This is a genomic window from Pseudogemmatithrix spongiicola (assembly GCF_030623445.1).
GTDB classification, from domain to species: domain Bacteria; phylum Gemmatimonadota; class Gemmatimonadetes; order Gemmatimonadales; family Gemmatimonadaceae; genus Pseudogemmatithrix; species Pseudogemmatithrix spongiicola.
In genome coordinates this window covers 1,766,765-1,786,499 of sequence record NZ_CP130613.1, presented here as the reverse complement: position 1 = coordinate 1,786,499, position 19,735 = coordinate 1,766,765, and the positions used below count along the sequence as shown (strand labels likewise).

General features: G+C 69.5%; 18 protein-coding genes. 2 read left to right on the top strand and 16 right to left on the bottom strand.

Features of this window, described 5'->3' with window-relative positions; genetic code table 11:
* Nucleotides 1-12: 12 nt before the first annotated feature.
* Together Strain318_RS08155 and chrA are read right to left on the bottom strand one after the other, a co-directional pair.
* Nucleotides 13-1,062 carry an ArsO family NAD(P)H-dependent flavin-containing monooxygenase gene (locus tag Strain318_RS08155; protein WP_367885215.1) on the bottom strand — a complete coding sequence of 350 codons (1,050 nt, stop codon included), beginning with the start codon at nt 1,060-1,062 and terminating at the stop codon, nt 13-15.
* The gene (gene chrA, locus Strain318_RS08150; protein WP_367885214.1) at nt 1,050-2,225 is read right to left on the bottom strand and encodes a chromate efflux transporter; all 1,176 of its coding nucleotides are present in this window, start codon (nt 2,223-2,225) and stop codon (nt 1,050-1,052) included. The genes Strain318_RS08155 and chrA overlap by 13 nt, the downstream gene beginning before the upstream one ends.
* Nucleotides 2,226-2,281: 56 nt before the next feature.
* Between chrA and Strain318_RS08145 the strand changes: the two genes are divergently transcribed.
* Nucleotides 2,282-4,468: a hypothetical protein gene (locus tag Strain318_RS08145; RefSeq protein WP_367885213.1), complete on the top strand. Its 2,187-nt coding sequence runs from the start codon at nt 2,282-2,284 to the stop codon at nt 4,466-4,468.
* Here Strain318_RS08145 and Strain318_RS08140 read toward each other — a convergent pair.
* Nucleotides 4,465-4,851 carry a Rid family detoxifying hydrolase gene (locus Strain318_RS08140; protein ID WP_367885212.1) on the bottom strand — a complete coding sequence of 129 codons (387 nt, stop codon included), beginning with the start codon at nt 4,849-4,851 and terminating at the stop codon, nt 4,465-4,467. The genes Strain318_RS08145 and Strain318_RS08140 overlap by 4 nt on opposite strands.
* A 21-nt stretch (nt 4,852-4,872) precedes the next feature.
* On the opposite strand from Strain318_RS08140, the gene Strain318_RS08135 reads away from it, so the two are divergent.
* Nucleotides 4,873-5,700, top strand: coding sequence for a creatininase family protein (locus tag Strain318_RS08135; protein WP_367885211.1), 828 nt, complete (start codon nt 4,873-4,875; stop codon nt 5,698-5,700).
* Here the strand turns inward: Strain318_RS08135 and Strain318_RS08130 are convergent.
* From Strain318_RS08130 to truA, 13 genes are read right to left on the bottom strand one after another with little or no spacing between them, the layout of a single operon-like run.
* Nucleotides 5,697-5,939: a hypothetical protein gene (locus tag Strain318_RS08130; protein WP_367885210.1), complete on the bottom strand. Its 243-nt coding sequence runs from the start codon at nt 5,937-5,939 to the stop codon at nt 5,697-5,699. The genes Strain318_RS08135 and Strain318_RS08130 overlap by 4 nt on opposite strands.
* Before the next feature lie 9 nt (nt 5,940-5,948).
* On the bottom strand, nt 5,949-8,603 hold the full coding sequence (gene ppdK, locus Strain318_RS08125) for a pyruvate, phosphate dikinase (protein ID WP_367885209.1): 2,655 nt from the start codon (nt 8,601-8,603) through the stop codon (nt 5,949-5,951).
* Nucleotides 8,604-8,638: 35 nt separating this feature from the next.
* A complete protein-coding gene (gene purF / locus Strain318_RS08120; protein ID WP_367885208.1) occupies nt 8,639-10,015 on the bottom strand; it encodes an amidophosphoribosyltransferase in 1,377 nt (458 codons plus the stop codon).
* Nucleotide 10,016: 1 nt separating this feature from the next.
* On the bottom strand, nt 10,017-12,323 hold the full coding sequence (purL, locus tag Strain318_RS08115) for a phosphoribosylformylglycinamidine synthase subunit PurL (protein WP_367885207.1): 2,307 nt from the start codon (nt 12,321-12,323) through the stop codon (nt 10,017-10,019).
* The gene (locus Strain318_RS08110) at nt 12,320-12,631 is read right to left on the bottom strand and encodes a TFIIB-type zinc ribbon-containing protein (protein WP_367885206.1); all 312 of its coding nucleotides are present in this window, start codon (nt 12,629-12,631) and stop codon (nt 12,320-12,322) included. Before Strain318_RS08110 ends, purL begins: the two co-directional genes overlap by 4 nt.
* Nucleotides 12,632-12,689: 58 nt before the next feature.
* Nucleotides 12,690-13,382, bottom strand: a complete 693-nt coding sequence (gene purQ / locus Strain318_RS08105; protein WP_367885205.1) for a phosphoribosylformylglycinamidine synthase subunit PurQ — start codon at nt 13,380-13,382, stop codon at nt 12,690-12,692.
* Nucleotides 13,379-13,636: a phosphoribosylformylglycinamidine synthase subunit PurS gene (gene purS, locus Strain318_RS08100; RefSeq protein ID WP_367885204.1), complete on the bottom strand. Its 258-nt coding sequence runs from the start codon at nt 13,634-13,636 to the stop codon at nt 13,379-13,381. Before purS ends, purQ begins: the two co-directional genes overlap by 4 nt.
* Nucleotides 13,633-14,436, bottom strand: a complete 804-nt coding sequence (gene pssA, locus Strain318_RS08095) for a CDP-diacylglycerol--serine O-phosphatidyltransferase (protein ID WP_367885203.1) — start codon at nt 14,434-14,436, stop codon at nt 13,633-13,635. Before pssA ends, purS begins: the two co-directional genes overlap by 4 nt.
* 5 nt (nt 14,437-14,441) lie before the next feature.
* On the bottom strand, nt 14,442-15,374 hold the full coding sequence (locus Strain318_RS08090; protein ID WP_367885202.1) for a phosphoribosylaminoimidazolesuccinocarboxamide synthase: 933 nt from the start codon (nt 15,372-15,374) through the stop codon (nt 14,442-14,444).
* Nucleotides 15,371-16,804 (bottom strand): adenylosuccinate lyase, encoded by a 1,434-nt coding sequence (gene purB / locus Strain318_RS08085; RefSeq protein WP_367885201.1) that lies wholly within the window; start codon nt 16,802-16,804, stop codon nt 15,371-15,373. Before purB ends, Strain318_RS08090 begins: the two co-directional genes overlap by 4 nt.
* On the bottom strand, nt 16,801-18,222 hold the full coding sequence (locus tag Strain318_RS08080) for a trypsin-like peptidase domain-containing protein (RefSeq protein WP_367885200.1): 1,422 nt from the start codon (nt 18,220-18,222) through the stop codon (nt 16,801-16,803). The genes purB and Strain318_RS08080 overlap by 4 nt, the downstream gene beginning before the upstream one ends.
* A gap of 8 nt (nt 18,223-18,230) precedes the next feature.
* Nucleotides 18,231-18,896 (bottom strand): transaldolase family protein, encoded by a 666-nt coding sequence (locus Strain318_RS08075; RefSeq protein ID WP_367885199.1) that lies wholly within the window; start codon nt 18,894-18,896, stop codon nt 18,231-18,233.
* The gene (gene truA, locus Strain318_RS08070) at nt 18,897-19,691 is read right to left on the bottom strand and encodes a tRNA pseudouridine(38-40) synthase TruA (protein WP_367885198.1); all 795 of its coding nucleotides are present in this window, start codon (nt 19,689-19,691) and stop codon (nt 18,897-18,899) included. It lies immediately after the preceding gene.
* Nucleotides 19,692-19,735 lie beyond the last annotated feature (44 nt).

Sequence of the window (19,735 nt, the reverse complement as noted above, 5' to 3'; positions counted from 1 at the left end):
GCGTCCGGCCGCTCAGGCGTCCATGGTGCCGATGGCGTCGGCGACTGCCTTCGCGGAGCGCCCGACGCCCACCAAGGTCGCGCTGGCGAATCCCGTCCAGTCGCCGTAGCCGAGCGGGAAGAGCCCCGGATGCGCCGCGGCGCGCGGGCCGTCCATCGACAGCCGACCCTTGGCATCGGGTGTGACCAACGGGGCGAGATGTCCGAGCGCCGGGCGAAAGCCCGTGGCGAAGATCACGGCGTCGACGTCGCGCGTGCGGCCGTCGGACCACTGCACGCCGGTGGGCGTGAACCCATCGAAGAGCGGTACCGAGACGAGGAGGCCGCGCGCGCGGATCGCACGGACGCTCTCGACCATCACGATGTCGCCAAGCGAACGCGGCGCGGGCGGCGTGCGCCCTTCCTTCATGGCCTTGTATCGCGCAGTGGCCTGCTCGAAGAGCACTTGGCCGTCCACGTCGTCGGGGAGGAACACCGGTGGCGACTGCGTCACCCAGGTCACCTCGGCGTGGTCCACGAGGTCGGCGTAGATCTGGGCGCCGGAGTTTCCCGCGCCGACAACGAGCACGCGACGGCCGGCAAAGGCTGCTGGTCCGGCGTAGTGTGCCGAGTGCAAGATCTGGCCGCCGAAGCGGTCTTGTCCGGCGAAGGTGGGCATGTGGGCTGCGGTCCAGGTCCCGGTGGCCGACACGACGGCGGCAGCCGAGATCTCGCGTCCCGTGGTGGTGACGAGGCGCAACCGCGCGCCATCCGCCCAGGTTTCGTTGACGCGCACGGGCCGTTCGATGGGCAGGTCGAAGCGACGCTCGTACTCGGCGAGGTAGGCGAGCGCCTCGTCGCGCGTCGGATAGGTCTCGGCGGTGGTGGGCATCAGCCAGCCGGGCAACGAACTCCAGCGCGCTGGCGAGAAGAGCTTGAGCGATGGCCACGTGTGCCGCCAGGCGCCGCCGGGGCCGGGCTCCGCATCGAGCATCAGCAGGCGCTTCGTTCCGCGGCGCAGGTAGTAGCCGGCGGCGAGCGCCGCCTGGCCGCCTCCCACGACGATGACGTCTACATGATCCATGCGGACGCGAGCAGGCAGACGGTGAACACGGCGAGCGTCGGGCGGTGCAGCATCCGCTGCAGCGCGAAGCCGAGCGCAAGGGCTGCGAGGTCCCAGCGCGACACGAGCGCGGCAGGGAGTACGGGATCGATCAATGCCGCCGCGAGCAGCCCCACCACGGCGGCATTGATGCCCGAGACGGCACGCGCAGCCGTCGGGTGCGCCACGATGCGGCTCCACGTGGGCAAGGCCGCGCCGATGAGTAGGAAGCCCGGCGCGAAGATCGCCAACACCGCGACCGCTGCGGAGATCCACGGAGCCGCGCCCGTGGGGACCGCGGCACCGAGGAACGCCGCGAACGAGAACATCGGGCCCGGCACCAGCTGGGCGGCGCCGTAGCCGGAGAGAAAGTACTCCTGGCTCAACCAGCCGCTCGCGACCGTCCCTTCCTCGAGCAGCGGCAAGACGACATGACCGCCGCCGAAGACGAGGGCGCCAGCGCGCCACATGGTCGCGGCGAGGGCCGTGAGCGAGGCTGAGGACGGAGGCCACAGCACTGCGGCGAGCGTCCCGAGGGCGAAGACCGCGAGGAGGCGCAGGCCCCGCGAAGGCGATGCTGCGATCGGCAGCGCGGCGGTGCTCGGTGGCGGCGTCGAGCGCAGGGCGACCGCGCCGACCACTCCCGCGAGCGCGATAGCGACGAGTTGTACCCATGCGGCGCCCAGCCATGTCACCAGAACCGCCGTCACCACGGCGATTGCGATGCGGGGCGCATCGGGGGTGAGGCTCCGCGCCATGCGCGTCACGCCGTCGAGGACGACCACGGCGGCCACGAGCTTGAGGGCGTGCAGGACCACGGCGACTGCGGCGGCGCCGGAGGGCACGGGCAGCGTCGCGAGCGCGAAGAGCAGGAGGGCCGACGGCAGCGTGAAGGCCGTGAAGGCCGCAATCGCACCGGCGGTCCCGCCGCGGAGGAGGCCGATACCGAATCCCAACTGGCTTGAGGCTGGGCCGGGGAGGAACTGCGAGACGGCCAGCAGCTGCGCGAACTCCGGGTCGCTCAGCCAGCGCCGGCGCTCGACGAACTCGCGGCGAAAGTACTCGAGATGGGCGATCGGGCCGCCGAAGGAGGTGAGCCCCAGTCGGAGGAAGGCGCGGAAGATCTCGCCGGTGTGCGGCGGCATCCCGCAACGTGACGGGGGGATTCCGCCCGGTCAAGCACGAGGCGCATATTAAGCCTATGACCCCTTCCAAGCACACGTGGCGCTTCTTCCGCGCCGGCGGCTCCGACCAGGTCGCGCTCGAGACGGCGGACGACCTGCGTCACCTTCGCCAGTTGGACCCGACGCTTTGGGTGGCGCTGGCCTGTCCGGTGAAGGGCCTGGAGTTCGACGAGCGCACGCTGGCGATGATGGACACGGACAATGACGGCCGCATTCGCATCCCCGAAGTGCTCGCCGCCGTGGAGTGGGCCTGCGCGCAGCTCACGGATCCCGCCGTGCTGTTCCGGGGCGGCGACCTGGCACTGACGTCGATTTCCGACGCGACGGACGAGGGCAAGCGCCTGCGGGCCTCGGCGCAAGAGATCCTGCGCAGCCTCGGAAAGGACGAGGCGACGCACATCAGCGTCGCGGACACGATGGAGAAGGCGAAGGTGTTCGCGCAGAGCCGCTACAACGGCGACGGTGTCGTGTCGCTGGAGATCATCACGGATGCCGACGCGAAGGCGGTGGCGGAGTCGGTGATCGCTACGATGGGTGCGGCGACCGACCGCTCCGGCCGCGCGGGCGTCTCGCAAGCGACTTTGGATGCCTTCGTGGCCGAGTGCGAGGCCTACGTCGCATGGTATGACCGCTCAGCCGTCGAGGCGGCGTCGCTGCTGCCACTCGGCGAGGCCACGGTGCCGGCCTTCGCGGCGTTGCAGGCGGTGCGGGCGAAGATCGATGACTACTTCGCGCGCTGCCGCGTGGCGGCGTTCGACGCGCGGGCCACCGGCGCGCTGAATCTCGACGAGGCCGCATACACCGCCGTGGCCGCGAAGTCGCTCACCGCATCGGCTGCGGACGTCGCGTCATTCCCGCTGGCGAAGGTCGAGGCGGGCCGCGCGCTGCCGCTGGGTGCCGGGCTCAACCCGGCGTGGAGTGCGGCGATGGCGGCCTTCGTGGCGCAGGTCGTGCAGCCGGTGATCGGTGCGCGCGAGACGCTGAGCGAGGCGGAGTGGGCGACCCTCACGTCACGCTTCGCCGCGTATGCCGCCTGGGAGGCGGACAAGCACGGGGGAAAGGTCGAGTCACTGGGCATCGCGCGGGTGCGCGAGATTCTCGCCTCGAACGCGCGCGCCACGCTCAATGCGATGATCGCCGAGGATGCGGCCGTCGCGCCGGCGATGAATGCCATCGACAACGTGGAGCGGCTCGCGCGCTACCACCGCGACCTGCTGGGCCTGCTCAACAACTTCGTCGCGTTCCGCGACTTCTATGGGCGCGAGCGGCCCGCCGTGTTCCAGGTCGGAACGCTCTACCTCGACGGTCGGCGGGCGGACCTCTGCGTGCGCGTGGATGATGCGGGCAAGCACGCGGCGCTGGCGGGGTTGGCCAAGTGCTACCTCGCGTACTGCGACTGCACGCGGCCGAGCGGCGAGAAGCTCACCATCGCGGCGGCGTTCACGGGTGGCGACTCCGACAATCTGATGGTCGGACGCAACGGCGTGTTCTATGACCGCAAGGGTCGCGACTGGGACGCGACGATCACCAAGATCGTGGAGAACCCGATCAGCATCCAGCAGGCCTTCTGGGCGCCGTACAAAAAGCTGGTGCGCTTGATCGAGGAGCAGGTGGCGAAGCGTGCGGCGGCAGGGCAGGCCGCGTCGGATGCGAAGGTCGCGGCGGCGGCGACCACCACGGCGACGCTGGATCAGCAGAAGGCGCCCGCGGAGCCGCCGAAGAAGATCGATGTGGGGACCGTGGCCGCGCTCGGTGTCGCCGTCGGCGCGATCGGGGCGTTCGTCACGACCTTGATCGGGTACCTCACGGGCGTGTTCAAGCTTCCGTTCTGGCAGGTGTGCCTCGTATTCGCGGGCATTATGCTGGCCATCTCGCTGCCGTCGATGGCGATTGCGTGGCTCAAGCTGCGCCAGCGGAACCTCGGCCCGATTCTCGACGCCAACGGCTGGGCGGTGAACGGCCGGGTGAAGATGAACGTGCCGTTCGGCGCGAAGCTCACGCGCGTGGGCCACGTGCCGCTCGACGCGCAGAGCTCGTTCGCCGTGAAGTACCCGGAGCCGCCGACGGCGCTGCCGAAGCTCATCGCGACGCTGGTGGGCATTGCGTTCGTGCTGAGCCTGCTGAACCACTATGGGATCATCCACCGCCTCAGCGGTGGAGCGGTGGGGAAGCCGACGGCCGTCCGGGCGACGACTTCGCTCTAGGCGCGCCGGGCGATCAGCTCGATCTCGACGCGGGCGTTGAGCGGGAGGCCGGCGACGGCCACCGTGGTGCGGGCGGGGAACGGCGCGCTGAACCGCGTCTGGTAGGCGGCGTTCATCGCCGCGAAGTCGGCCATGTCCACCAAGTACACGTTGCACTTGATGGCATGGTCCAGCGTGAGGCCCGCCGCGACGAGCACGGCTGCGAGATTGTCGAACACGCGATGCGTTTGCGCGGTGACGTCGCCGTCGATGAGCTTGCCGGTGGCGGGGTCGATCGGCGTCTGGCCGGAGCAGAACAGCTCCTGGCCGCTCCAGATGGCCTGCGAGTAGGGACCGATGGCCTTGGGAGCGTCGGCGGCAGAGACGGGCTGGCGGTTGGTCATGGGATGAATCTATTTCCCTCCATGCCGACTCGCCTGATTCTCCTCTCGCTGCTCTGCGTGCTGCCTGTGGTGCCCGTGGCCGCGCAGGCCCCCCGTACGCGGTCCATGGACGACCTCAACTGGATGGAGTTCGCCGAGCTGGTGCCGGCGCGGCACCGTACGGTGATCCTCACGGTCGGCACGCTGGAGCCGCACGGCGTGGTGAACAACGGCGCCGACAACACCGCCCCCGTGGCCATCGCGAAGGCGATCGCCGGTGCTGCCGGCATCGACGCGCTGCTCGCGCCGCACATTCCGTATGGGGTGACGGGGTCGATGGCGCCGTATCCGGGCGCACTGCACATCCCGGAGGAGGCCTTCCGCGCCTACGTGCGCGCCGTGCTGGACGGGCTCGCCAAGAACAAGTTCCGTGACATCATCATCGTCAATGGCCACGGCGGCGGCCAGACGGCCATCCTGCAGGAGGTCGCGCGGGATGTGGCGCTGGAGCGCGGCGTGAATACCCTTGTCGTGAACTGGTGGTCGCTCACGACCGACCTCTCCGTGAGCATCCTCGGCAACCAGGGCGGGCACGCGGGTCTCAACGAGACGGCGTTCATCCAGGCGACGGACCCGTCGCTGCTGCGGCGCGAACGCTACACGGGACCCGACATGGCGACGGCGAATCCCGCCCCTGGTGCGTGGGCGGCGGTGCCGTTTCCCTCGAGCATCACGCTCTACCAGCCGGGGGAAGGCTGGCCCACCGATTTCGACGCCGCCAAGGCACAGCGTTACCAGCGCGCCGTGATCGGGCGCGTGGAAGAGCTGGTGCGGACGACGATCGCGAACTGGAAGCGCGCGGGGTTCTAGCGGCGGGCGGCGCGCTCTTGCCGCCACATCACGAGCGCGAAGACGAGCAGCGAGACGAACAGCGACGGCGCGAGCATCACGAAGGCAATCTGGACCACGGCGTCGAACAGCGGTGACCACGCGTCCTGGCCATGGCTGCCGATGCGGAACTGGCGGCCCATCGCGATCCCGCGCACGAGGGTGAGCGGCAGCCACGTGAGCGCGAAGGCGAGGGCCGCGAGGCGAATGCCGGTCCGCACGCGCCGCCGCTACGTCGCCTGCGCGGCGGCCAACCGTGCGATCGGCACCCGGAACGGCGAGCACGACACGTAGTCGAGCCCGGTCTGATGGCAGAACGCCACCGACTTCGGGTCGCCGCCGTGTTCGCCGCAGATGCCGACCTTGAGCGCGGGGCGTGACCCGCGGCCATCGGCCGTGGCCATCGAGATCAGGCGTCCCACGCCATCCACGTCGAGCACCTGGAACGGATCTTCCGGGTAGATGCCGCGCTCCACGTACAGGGGCAGGAAGCGGCCGGCATCGTCGCGCGAGAGGCCCAGCGTCGTTTGCGTGAGGTCATTGGTGCCGAAGGAGAAGAACTCGGCTTCCTTGGCGATCGCCGCCGCCGTCAGCGCGGCGCGCGGGAGCTCGATCATCGTGCCCACGAGGTATTCCACGCGCGTGCCCGTCTCGGTGCGCACGATCTCCGCCATGCGGTCCACGATCCTGCGCTGGTGGCGGAACTCCTCGACGGTGCTCACCAAGGGGATCATGATCTCCGGCTTCACGACGATGCCGCGCTGCTGGCAGGCCGTGGCCGCCTCGAAGATCGCCCGGGCCTGCATCTCCGTGATCTCGGGGTACGTCACGCCGAGGCGGCAGCCGCGGTGCCCGAGCATGGGGTTCGATTCCCGGAGCGTCTCGACGAGGCGCATCAGTTCGCGACGCGTGACACCGATGCGGCGCGCGAGCAGCTTGGCCTCCTCACCGCCGTGCGGCAGGAACTCATGCAGCGGCGGGTCGAGGAGGCGGATGGTCACGGGGAAGCCGTCCATGGCCGCGAAAATGCCCTCGAAGTCTCCGCGCTGCATCGGGAGCAGCTTGCCCAGCGCGCGACGCCGGCCGCCCTCATCGTGCGCGACGATCATCTCGCGCATGGAGTGAATGCGGTCGCCGTCGAAGAACATGTGTTCGGTGCGGCAGAGGCCGATGCCCTCGGCGCCGAAGGCGCGCGCGACCTGCGCATCGTGCGGGGTGTCGGCGTTGGCACGCACGCTGAGGCGGCGCTGCCCGTCGGCCCAGGCGAGCAGTTCGGCGAAGCCTTGGTACACGGGGGCATCCGCGGCCTTCCGAGTGCCGGCGTTCACCTGCATGACTTCGCTCGGCACGGTCGGCAGGTCGCCGAGGAAGACGTCGCCGGTGGCGCCGTCGAGCGTGATCCAGTCGCCTTCCACGACCTCCGTCTCGCCGACGGTGAAGCGGCGGTTGCCGGCGTTCACGCGAATCGCGTCGCAGCCGACGATCGCGCACTTGCCCATGCCGCGCGCCACGACGGCCGCGTGGGAGGTCATGCCGCCGCGGGCGGTGAGGATCGCGCGTGCCGCCACCATGCCGTGGAAGTCCTCAGGCGTGGTCTCGTCGCACACCAGGATGACGCTCTCGCCGCGCGCCCCGCGGGCCTCGGCGACGTCGGCGTCGAACACGACCATGCCGCTGGCCGCGCCCGGGCTGGCGGGCAGGCCCTTGGCGATGGCCTGCGGCTTCGACCGACGGTCGATGATCGGGTGCAAGAGCTGGTCGAGCTGCTTCGCCGGGACGCGCTGCAGCGCTTCGGGCTGGGTGATGAGGCCCTCGTGCACGAGCTCGCGGGCAATGCGCACGGCCGCCGCGGCCGTGCGCTTGCCCGTGCGCGTCTGGAGCAGATAGAGCTTGCCGCGTTCCACCGTGAACTCGAGGTCCTGCATGTCGCGGAAGTGCCGCTCGAGCAGGGCCTGCGTGCGCAGCAGGTCCTCATAGGCCTGCGGCAGGTGCTGGGCCATGCGCTCGATCGGCTCCGGCGTGCGGATGCCGGCGACGACGTCCTCGCCCTGCGCGTTGACGAGGAACTCACCGTAGAAGCGCTTCTCGCCCGTGCTCGGGTCTCGGGTGAACGCGACGCCGGTGCCGGAGTCGTCGCCGAGGTTGCCGAACACCATCGCGACGATGTTGACGGCCGTGCCCGGCGTCTCGGCGATGTGGTTCACGCGACGGTAGTCCACCGCCTTCTTGAGCGTCCACGAACGCCAGACCGCCTCGATGGCACCCCAGAGCTGCTCGCGCGGGTCGTGCGGGAACGGCTTGCCGGTAACGGTCTTGATCAGCGCCTGGTATTCCTGCACGAGCACCATGAGCGACTCGGCCGGTAGCTCGGCGTCGGTCTTGGCGCCCGTGGTCAGGCGCTTGGCGGCGAGCAGGTGCTCGAAATCCGCGAACGGCACGCCCAGCACGACGTCGCCGTACATCTGCAGCAAGCGGCGATACGAGTCGTAGGCGAAGCGCGGGCTGCCGCTCTGGGCGGCGAGTCCCTTCACGGTGTCGTCGTTAAGCCCGAGGTTCAGGATGGTCTCCATCATGCCCGGCATCGAGACGCGTGCGCCGGAGCGCACGGAGACCAGCAACGGGTTCGTCACGTCTCCGAAGCGACGTCCCGCAGCCTCCTCGAGGCGTGCAATGGCGTTCTCGACGTCGGCATGCAGCCCATTGGGCACCTTGCCGCTCGCGAGATAGAGGTCGCAGAGATTGCAGGCGATGGTGAACCCCGGCGGCACGGGCACGCCGAGGTTCGTCATTTCCATCAGGTTCGCGCCCTTGCCGCCGAGGAGGTCGCGATCCTCGCGACCTGCCTCGGCCTTTCCGTTGCCGAAGAAGAAGACGGCCTTGTCCACTGCACGCACTCCCGCCCGAGGGGGCGGTGGTGCCGTTACGCGCGCTTGAGCCTGACGGGCCCGACGCTTGGCGGCTGGGTGGGGTATTGTCCCGAGAAGCATGCGTGGCAGAAGCCTTCGGGCCCACCTGGAACCGCGCCGAGCATCCCGTCCAGCGAGAGATACCCGAGCGAATCCACCCCGATCAACCGCGCGATGTCCTCGACGCTATGCTTGGCCGCGATCAGCTGATCGCGGTCCGGTGTGTCGATGCCATACCAGCAGGGTCCCGTGATCGGGGGGGATGAGACCCGCATATGGACTTCCTTCGCCCCGGCGGCGCGGATGAGCGCCACCAGGCCCTTCGTGGTCGTGCCGCGGACGATCGAGTCGTCCACCATCACGACCTTCTTCCCGTCCAGGATCTCGCGGACGGGATTGTACTTCACCTTCACCTTCGCATCGCGGCCCGACTGCGTGGGCTGGATGAACGTGCGGCCTACATAGTGATTGCGGATCAGCGCCAGCTCAAGCGGCAAGCCGCTGATTTCCGAGAAGCCTAGGGCAGCCGAGTTCGATGAGTCGGGGACGGCGAAGACGAGGTCCGCCCCGGGTGCCGGATGCTCCTGTGCCAACCGACGCCCCAGCGCACGACGGGCGCGGTCGACACTCCCGCCGAACACGCTCGAGTCGGGCCGCGCGAAATACACGTACTCGAACACGCAACGGTGCAGTTTGGTTGCCGCGCCGCGTTCGAGCGAGCGCAGCGAGCCGTCGGGACCGATCGCGATGATCTCGCCGGGCTTCACCTCGCGCTCGACGGTCGCGCCGACGATGTCCAGCGCGCAGGTCTCGGAGGCGAACACGTAGGCGCCGTTCAGGCGGCCGAGCACCAAGGGGCGCCAGCCGAGCGGATCGCGCGCCGCGACCAGCGTGTCGCCAATCACCACGAGCAGCGAGTAGGCGCCTTCGATGCCCACCAACGCCTCGGCGAGCTTCTCCTCGGGCTTTTCCGCCTTGGCCTTGGCCAGGCGATGCACGATGACTTCCGAATCCGCCGACGACGAGAAGATCGAACCGTCGTCTTCCAGTTGGCCACGGATGTCGAGGGCGTTCGTAAGGTTGCCGTTGTGCGCGAGGGCGATGTGGCCGCCCTTGAAGTGCACGAGGGCCGGCTGCGCGTTCTCGATGGTCGACGAGCCGGCGGTTGAGTAGCGCGTGTGGCCGAGCGCGACGGGGCCGGCGAGCGTCCGCATGCGCTCGGCGGAGAACTGGTCGGAGACGAGCCCCATCGCACGGATGGCCTTCACGTCGCCGTCCTTGACGGCGACGATGCCCGCCGACTCCTGCCCGCGGTGCTGCAGCGAGTAGAGGCCGAGGTGCGTGAGGGCTGCCGCCTCAGGGTGTCCGCTGATGCCGAAGATGCCGCACATCTCAGTGCCCTTCCACGGTGGCGGGATCGGCCGTGACGGCCTCGGCGGCCGCACGCGCCATCGCCTTGGGCAGGGCTTCGTGATAGGCCTCGAGCATGCGGGCCGTCGAGAGCGTGACCGGCTTGGCCGCGCCACGGATCTGCAGCCCGGCGTCGGCGACGGCGACCTTGCCGATGACGCGCGCCGGCACGCCGTGGCGCTTGGCGATGGCGAGGACCGCGGCGCTGTCGGCGGTCGACACGACCACGCGGCCCTGGGCCTCGCCGAACAGCAGCGCGCGCAGGGGCAGGGCGGTCCACGCCGAGAGGTCGACCATGGCACCCATGGGGCGCGCGCGATCGGCCACGCAGCACTCGGCCAAGGCGACGGCGAGACCGCCCTCGGAGCAGTCGTGCGCGCTGCGCACCTTGCCGGCGCGAATCGACTCCAGCAGCGCGTCGATGAGCTTCTTCTCGCCTTCGAGATTCACCTGCGGCGGCGCACCGGCCACGACGCCATGGATCCACGCGAGATACTCGGAACCGCCGATCTCGTCCGTGTTCTCACCGAGAAGGACGATGTCGTCGCCGGCATGCTGGAAGCGCATCGCGGTAGCGTGCGCGGCGTCGTCGAGCACGCCCACCATGCCGATGGTCGGCGTGGGATACACCGCGCCCTGCGGATTCTCGTTGTACAGCGAGACATTGCCGCCCGTGACGGGCGTCTCCAGCGCGCGGCAGGCATCGCCCATGCCGTAGACGGCTTCACGGAACTGGAAGAAGATCTCCGGCTTCCTGGGATTGCCGAAGTTGAGGCAGTTGGTGATGGCGCGCGGCGTCGCGCCCACGCAGGCGACGTTGCGCGCCGTTTCGGCGACGGCGATGCGGCCGCCGACGCGCGGGTCGAGGAACACGTAGCGCCCGTTGCAGTCCGTCTTCACGGCCAGGGCCTTCTTGCTGCCGCGGATGCGAATGACGGCGGCGTCGCCGTGGCCGGGACCCATCACCGTGCTCGTGCGCACGGTGGAGTCGTACTGCCGATGGATCCAGTGCTTGCTTGCGATGGTCGGCGCCTGCAGCAGGCGCTCCAGCGTCCAAGCCGGATCGCTCTCGTTCGGCAGCTCGGCGATCGCGTGCACGTCGCGCGTGCGGCGGGCGATGGCCTGCTCGCTCTCCTTCGCCTCCGGATGGTACTGCGGGCAGTCCGTGACGAGGCGCGTGCCCGGGAACTCGGCGACCACGCGGTCGCCCTCCGTCACGCGGTACACCGGCTCGGCGATGACCTCGCCGATGACTTCGGCCGCGAGATCCCACTTGGTGAGGATCTTCTTCACTTCGTCCTCGTGGCCCTTCTTGGCCACCACGAGCATGCGCTCCTGCGATTCGGAGAGCAGCGTCTCGTAGGGCGTCATGCCCTCTTCGCGCACCGGCACCTTGGTGGTGTCGATGGTCACGCCCACGTCGCCGCGCTCGGCCATCTCGGCGGAGGATGACGTGAGGCCCGCGGCGCCCATGTCCTGGATGGCGACGATGTGGCCCGAGCGGATGAGCTCCAGCGACGCCTCGAGCAGCAGCTTCTCGGTGAACGGATCGCCGACCTGCACGCGCGGCCGCTTCGCCTCGTTCTCCTCGGAGAGGTCTTCGGAGGCGAAGCTGGCGCCGTGAATGCCGTCGCGGCCGGTGCGGGCGCCGACGGCGATGATCGGATTGCCGATGCCCTGCGCCTTGGCCGTGATGAGATCTTCTTCCTTCATCAGGCCGACGCACATCGCGTTGACCAGCGGGTTGCCTTCGTAGGCCGCGTCGAACATCACGTCGCCGGCCACGGTGGGGATGCCGACGCAGTTGCCGTAGTCGCCGATGCCCTTCACGACGCCGGCGACGAGATAGCGAACGCGGGGCGTCTCGAGGGAGCCGAAGCGCAGCGAGTTGAGCATCGCGATCGGCCGTGCGCCCATCGTGAAGACGTCGCGCAGGATGCCGCCCACGCCCGTCGCCGCGCCCTGGTAGGGCTCGACCGCCGACGGGTGGTTGTGCGATTCGATCTTGAAGGCGACGGCGAGGCCGTCGCCGATGGAGATCACGCCGGCGTTCTCGCCCGGGCCCTGCAGCACCCAGGGCGCCTGCGTAGGCAGGGTCTTGAGCACGGGCCGGGAATGCTTGTACGAGCAGTGCTCGCTCCAGAGCGCGGAGATGACGCCGAGCTCCGTGAGCGTGGGCGTGCGCTCAAGCATCGCGACGAGCTTCTCGTACTCGAACGGCGTGAGCCCGTGCTCGGCGACGAGCGCAGGCGTGATGACCGGATCGCCGGGGCGGGGAGTGGCGCTCACGAGCCGGGAAGTCCCTTGAGGAGGTCACGCAGGAAGCCAGCCATCGCGGATTCCTTCACCTTGCCGATGAGCTCGAGCTCGCCGGCGTCGAGCCAGAGGCCCTTGCAGTCGGGGCAGATGTCGACCTTCACCTGCTTGAGTTCCGTCTCCTTCAGGTCCGCGCCGCACTTGGGGCACTTCATGAAGTGCTTGCGGCGCTCGGCGGCCTGGCGCTCGGCGTCGAGCTTGGCGCGCTGGGCCTTGATGAGCTCCTGGTCCTGGAGGAGGAAGTACTCGTCTTCGTTGCGGCTGGGATTGAAATCAGACATTTGTGCGTTCGACTCAGGTGCAGATGTGAGATGTAAGATGTGAGACGTGAGCGAACTGCTATGCGTTGACGGCGGCGAGGAGGCTTTCGAAGAGCACGAGGCCGTCCGTAGAGCCGAGCAAGGGTTCGAGGGCGCGTTCGGGGTGGGGCATCATGCCGACCACCGTGCCCGTGGCGTTGGTGACGCCAGCGATGTTGTTCGTGGCGCCGTTGGGATTGGCATCCGCCGTGGCCTCGCCCTTGGCGTTCACGTAGCGGAAGACGATCTTGCCGTCGCCCTCCAGGCGCTTGATGGTCTCGGCGTCGGCGGTGTATCGGCCATCGCCGTGCGCGATGGGCATGGTGAGCAACTGGCCCTTGGTGGCCTTGCCGGTGAACACGGTGTCGGTGTTCTCGACGCGCAGCGTGACCGGCATGGAGCGGAACTGCAGGTTCTCGTTGCGCATCAGCGCACCGGGCAGGAGGCCGGCCTCGCAGGCGATCTGGAAGCCGTTGCAGATGCCGATGACGGGCCCGCCCTTCTTCGCGTGCGCGACGACTTCCTGCATGATGGGCGAAAAGCGCGCGATGGCACCGGCGCGCAGGTAATCGCCGTAGGAGAATCCGCCCGGGAGGATGATCACATCGGCGCCCTGCAGGTCGTGATCCTTGTGCCAGAGCATCACGGCCTTCTCATGCAGGCGCTCGACGATGGCGAGGAGCGCATCCTCGTCACAGTTCGAACCGGGGAAGGAGACGACGCCGACCTTCATGCGGGCTGCACCGCGGCGATCTCGTAGTCTTCGGTGACCGGATTGGCCAGCAGGCGGGTGCACATCTCCTTCACGGCGGCCTCGGCGGCATTGGCATCGGCCGCGGAGGTCTCGATCACGAGGTGGCGGCCGACATGGACGTCGGCGACGTTGGCGTAGCCCAAGGTATGGAGCGCACCGGCGACGGCCTTGCCCTGAGGGTCGAGCAGGCCCTTGCGGGGCACGATGTGGACGGCAACGCGGTACTTCGTCACGACGGGGATTCCTCGGCAAGGGAGTCGCCATCCGCGTCGAGCTCATCCGGCTCATCGAACGGCGACGGGAGTTCAAGCACGCCGCGCAGCACCGCCAGCACCAAGCCGGTGAGCACGTACAGCACGCCGAAGGGGAAGAAGAATTCCTTCGGCAGGAAGAACAGCGCGAAGATGCTGGACACGAAGACCACGATGGCCGCGGCGCCGTGCACCGTGCGGAACGTGAACTTGGGCCAGCCCGGGAAGGGCACGTTGGAGATCATCAGGAGCGCGAGCCCGACCATCAGGAAGCGCAGGATGGTCTCCCAGGGCCAGCCGCTGATGAAGGTCTCATTGTAGAGCGGTGTCTGGCTGAACCAATAGTAGGTCGCGAGCGTCCCGCCGGCGGCCGGCGACGGCAAGCCCTTGAAGTACGACTTTGCCTTGCCCGCGGACTCGACGTTGAAACGCGCGAGGCGCATCACCGCGCAGGCGCAGAAGAGCCAGACCAGGATCCAATCCCACCCACTGTGCTTCAGCACGGCGAAGTACATCATCAGCGCCGGTGCGAGGCCGAACGAGATGGCGTCGACGAGCGAGTCCAGCTCCTCGCCGAAGGGGCTGCCCGTGTTGGTCGCGCGGGCGATGCGGCCGTCGAGCATGTCGCAGAAGCCGCCGAACACGATGTACCAGCCGGCCTGCACGTGGTTGCCGCGCGAGGCGGCGACGATCGCGAAGATGCCGAAGAACAGGTTCGCCAGCGTGAAGCCGTTGGGCAGCATCACGAGTGACGGGCGGGGAAAGCGACGGCGTCGGGCCATGGCGCTCAGGGGAGGCGGGTGAGGTCCAGCGGAGCGCCGGTGAGTCGTTCGAACGCCTCGAGATACCGGCGGCTCGTCGCGGCGACGACGTCATCGGGGAGTGTCGGCGGCGGTGCGTCGCCGTCCCAGCGGCCGGCCGCCTTTTCGGCTGCCAGCCAGTCGCGCAACGGCTGCTTGTCGAAGCTCGGGGGCGCGCTGCCTTCCGCCCACTGGTCAGCCGGCCAGAAGCGGGAGCTGTCGGGCGTCATCACTTCGTCGATGAGCAGGATGCGTCCGTCCGCATCGCGTCCGAACTCGAACTTGGTGTCGGCGATGATGATGCCGCGCGTGGCGGCGAGGTCGCGGCCCCGCGAGTACACCAGCCGCGCGCGGCCCTCGAGTTCGACGGCGACGTCCGCGCCCAGCACCGTCGCCATCTGTGCGACGGTGATGTTCTCGTCGTGCCCCGACTCGGCTTTGGTGGCCGGCGAGAAGATCGGTGCATCGAAGCGCGAGCTCTCCTGCAGGCCACTCGGCAGGCGCTCGCCGGCGAGCGTGCCCGTTTCGCGGTACTCCTTGTACGCCGAACCCGCGAGATACCCACGCACGACACACTCGACCGGGAAGACCTCCGTCCGCACGCAGAGCATCGCCCGGCCCGCGAGTTCGTCACGGTGCAGGCTGATGCCCGGCGCGCGCACCACGATCTCGTCCACGTCGCAGGTGACCATGTGGTTCGCGACCTCGCCGGCGAACTGGCGCAGCCACCACGCCGTGAGCTGCGTGAGCACGGCGCCCTTGTAGGGCACCAGCTCGTGCATCACGATGTCGAAGGCGCTGACGCGGTCGCTGGCCACGAGCAGCACGTGCTCCTCCCCGACGGCGTAGACGTCGCGCACCTTGCCGCGGCGGATGAGCGGCAGGGGCAGCGTGGTCTGGCCGACGAGCAACGACGTCATACGCGGACCTCTTCCTTGGGCGGCGCGGCCTCGCCGGCCGCCACGAGGATCGGGTCGACGACCTCGGCGAGGAACTCGTCCACCTGCTGCGGCGCACGGCCCACGAAGCGCATCGGGTCCGTCACGGCGGCGAGGTCTTCGCTCGGCACCGGGAATGCCGGGTCCTTGGCGAGTCGTTCCAGCATGTCGTTCGGCTTGCCCTCGTCCTTCATCGCGCGGGCCGCGGCGATGCTGTGCACGCGGATCACCTCGTGCACGGCTTGGCGGTCGCCGCCGGCATTCACGGCGCGCACGATCAGCGCCTCCGTGGCCATGAACGGCAGCTCCTCGTTGATGCGGGCGCGGATGCGCGCCGGATGCACCTCGAGACCCGTCACGATGTTCTCGAGCAGGATCACGATCGCGTCCGTCGCCAGGAAGGCCTCGGGGATCGTGATGCGGCGGATGGCCGAGTCGTCGAGCGTGCGCTCGAAGTACTGTACGCTGTGCGTCTCGTTGGCCGTGCCGGCGATGCTGAGCACGAAGCGCGCGAGCGAGTTGATGCGCTCGGAACGCATCGGGTTCCGCTTGTACGCCATGGCCGAGGAGCCGATCTGCTCCTTGCCGAAGGGCTCCTCGATCTCGCCGAAACTCTGCAGCATGCGCAGGTCGCTGGCGAACTTGGCCGCGCTGGCGGCGATGCCCGCGAGCACGTCGAGCACCTGCTGGTCCAGCTTACGCGAGTAGGTCTGGCCGCTGACGGGGATCGAGCCCGGGAATCCCATGGCCTGGCAGACGCGACGGTCCAGCTCGCGCACCTTCGCGTGGTCGCCGCCGAAGAGCTCGAGGAAGCTGGCCTGCGTTCCCGTCGTGCCCTTCACGCCGCGCATCGGGATGTTGGCGAGGCGATGATCCAGGTCGGCGAGGTCGAGCACGAGGTCCTGCAGCCACAGCGTCGCGCGCTTGCCGACCGTCGTCAGCTGCGCCGGCTGCAGGTGCGTGTACCCGAGGGCCGGTTCGGCCTTCCATTGCTTGGCGAACGCCGAGAGCGCGCGGATGACCGAGACGAGACGCGCGCGCAGCAGCTCGAGCCCGCGCCGCATCTGGATGAGATCGCCGTTGTCGGTGACGAAGCAGCTGGTCGCGCCGAGGTGGATGACGCCCTTCGCCGCCGGGGCGACGTCGCCGAAGGCGTGGATGTGCGCCATCACGTCGTGCCGGAAGCGCTTCTCGTACTCCGCGACCTTGTCGAAGTCGATGTCGTCGAGGTGCGCGCGCATCTGCGTCAGCGCGTCGGCGGGGATCGCGACACCGAGGTCGCGCTCGGACTCGGCGAGGGCCAGCCACAGGCGGCGCCACAGGCCATGGCGCGTCTGCAGGCTCCACAACTCGAGCATCGCCGGCGAGGCGTAGCGGTCGGCGAGCGGGGAGCGGTACGAGGCGTGACTCATCGGATGCGGAAATCAGTGTGGTAGATGGCGCCGCCGCGCTCGAAGAACATGCGGATCGGCCCGCGGCCGATGTAGTACTCGAGCACGCGCGCCGTCTCCTGCGCGTCGGCCACCGGCGTCCGGTTGATCTGGATGATGAGGTCCCCCGTGCGGATGCCGAGGTCCTGCGACACGCGGTCGCTGACCTTGGCGACGAGGGCCCCGCGTTCGGAGCGCAGGCTGCGGTCGGCGCGGATGGCCGGCGTCAGCGAGATGAGTTCGAGCTCACGGAGCACGGCGACGCGCTCGGCGCCGACGTCCGGGAGGTCGCGGACGCGCACCACGATGCGTTGCTCGCGGGCGCCGCGGCGTACCATCAAGTCCACCGTCTCGCCGACGCGGAGTTCGAGGAGCTCCGCCTCCCAGTCGTAGGGATTGCGGATCTGCCGGTCACGCGAGCGGACGATCACGTCGCCGACTCGCAGGTTCGCGTCCTCGGCGGGCGAGCCAGGCACGACGGTCTCGATGGTCGCGCCGCTGTTCAGCGAGCCGCGGGCGGCGGTGGCCCCCGACTGCTGCACCTTCACGCCGATCCACGGGCGCCGCACCGCGCCGTGCGCCAACAGGTCTTCGGCCACGCGACGCGCGCGGTCGATGGGGATGGCGAAGCCCAGCCCGATGCTGCCACCGGTGGGCGTATAGATCGAGCTGTTGACGCCGACGACTTCGCCGCTCGCGTTGATCAGCGGACCGCCGGAGTTGCCGGGGTTGATCGACGCGTCCGTCTGGATCATGTCGACGTAGACGCCCGGACCATCGCCGCGCCCGGTGAGGTTGCGGCCGACGCCGCTCACGACGCCCGCCGTGACGCTGGGCTCGGAGTTGCCGAGCAGGAATCCGTACGGATTGCCGATCGCGACGACCCATTCGCCGATGAGCATGCCGCGCGAGGTGCCGAGTGGCGCGGTCGGGAGGTCGCTGGCTTCGATCTTGAGCACCGCGAGGTCGTTCAGTTCATCTTCGCCGACGACGCGCGCCGGATAGATCGTGCCGTCGCGCATGGCGACGCGCACGCTGCTGGCCCCGGAGACAACGTGTGCGTTGGTCACGATGACGCCGTCGTTGCGCACGATGAAGCCAGAGCCCAGGCCCGGCACCACCTGGCTGCCGGAGCGCACGCCGAAGAACGCATCGAACGGCGTCACGGCCGTGCGCTCGACGCGCTCGGTCTGCACGGTCACGACCGCGGGCGCGACCCGCGCCACCGCTTCGGTGATGGCGGTGCGCCGCGAGGTGTTGATGGCGTCGGGGCGCGGATCGGGGGCAGGCAGCAGTTGCTGCGCGGCGGGCGGCGAGCCCTGTGCGTCGGAGATGCTCGGCGACGCGCCTTCGCAGGCGACGGCGAGGCTGAGCAGCCCGAGGACTGAGACGAGGCGCATGAGGCGGATCACTTGCTGCGGCGCGGGCGCGCGCGACGGCTGACGTCCACCAAGAAGCGGTCGATGCCGCGGTCGGTGAGCGGGTGCTGGAGGAAGGAGCGCAGCGCGTCCGGATGCACGACGGCGGCATCCGCGCCGGCCGTGGCCAACTCGGCGAAGCGTGCGGCATTCGGCGGACCGGCGACGACGACGTCGCACTCGACCGCCGCGCGCGCGAACGCGTCGTGCAGGGCGCGGATGGTGAGGTCGGCGCGATCCCCGACGGCTTCGAGCGCGTCCACCGGCACGACGACCATCGAGGCGCCTGCCTTCGCGGCGAGCAGTCCTTGGGCGACGGAGTGCACCAGCGTGGCGGCCACGCGCACGCCGTCGGCAGAGAGGCGACGCATCGCCGGCAGCGCGTCCTCGACGAAGGGAATCGCGACGATGACGTGCTCGTTCAGCCGGCGCAGGTCCTTGCCGCCGCGCACGATCTCGTCAGTCTCCAGCGAGCCCACGCTCGCGAAGACGGGGCGCGTGGAGTCGTCGGCCAGTTCCTTCAGGATTTCGCGCGGGTCGGCCTGCGGGAGTTCGGCGGCCAGGACGGCAGGGGTCGCGACGATGCCGTCGAGCAGCCCGGCCGCTTCGGCCCAGGCAATCTCCTTCGGGTTCACGGTCGCGAGGTAGAGGCGCATCTACACGGTCGGCGGTTCGAGGTAGAGGTCCGGCGGGTAGTCGACCTGCTCGAGGCAGAGCCCCGCGGGAGGAGCGGGCGGAGCGACCTCGTCGTTCGCCGCGGCGGTCAGCAGGGCCGGGAAGTCTTCCTTCGGCCGCGCACCGCTCGCCACGGCGAGCATCGTCCCCACGAGGAACCGCACCATGTGGTGCAGGAAGCGGTTCGCGGCGACGTCGAACACGAGCTGCCGGACGTCGTCGTGCGTCACCGCACGCCAGCGTGCCAGCCGGACCTCGCACACGTGATCGTCGGTCTCGGGTGCCGTCCCGCGCACCGCGAAGCCGTAGAACGCGTGCCGACCCATCAGCCGCTCCGCACACCAGGCGAGCAACTCACGGTCGAGGTCCCGATCCCACGGGAGCTCCCAGCGCCGCCGAAACGGCGACGCGGCCCCCGCATCGAGTCCCACCGTGTAGCTGTACCGCCGTCCCGTCGCGCTGAAGCGGGCATGGAACTGGGGTTGCATCTCGAAAGCCGCCGCGACCCACACGTCGCCGCCGAGCTTGTCGTTGAGCACCCGTCGCATCTTCTCCGCCGTCCAGTGCGCCGGGACCGTGATCCCCGCCGCCTGGCCCCGCGCGTGCACCCCCGCATCCGTCCGGCCCGCACCCGTCACCCGCACCGGCGCCGCACAGAGCCCGCCCAGCACCCGCTCCAGCTCGCCTTGCACCGTCCGCTGCCCCGGCTGCACCTGCCAACCCGCGAAGGCCGAGCCATCGTAGTGCAGGACCAGCTGCAGGGTGCGCTCCGCCATCGGGTGAAAGCTAATCCGTCCCAGCAGGTTCCTTCAAGGAACGC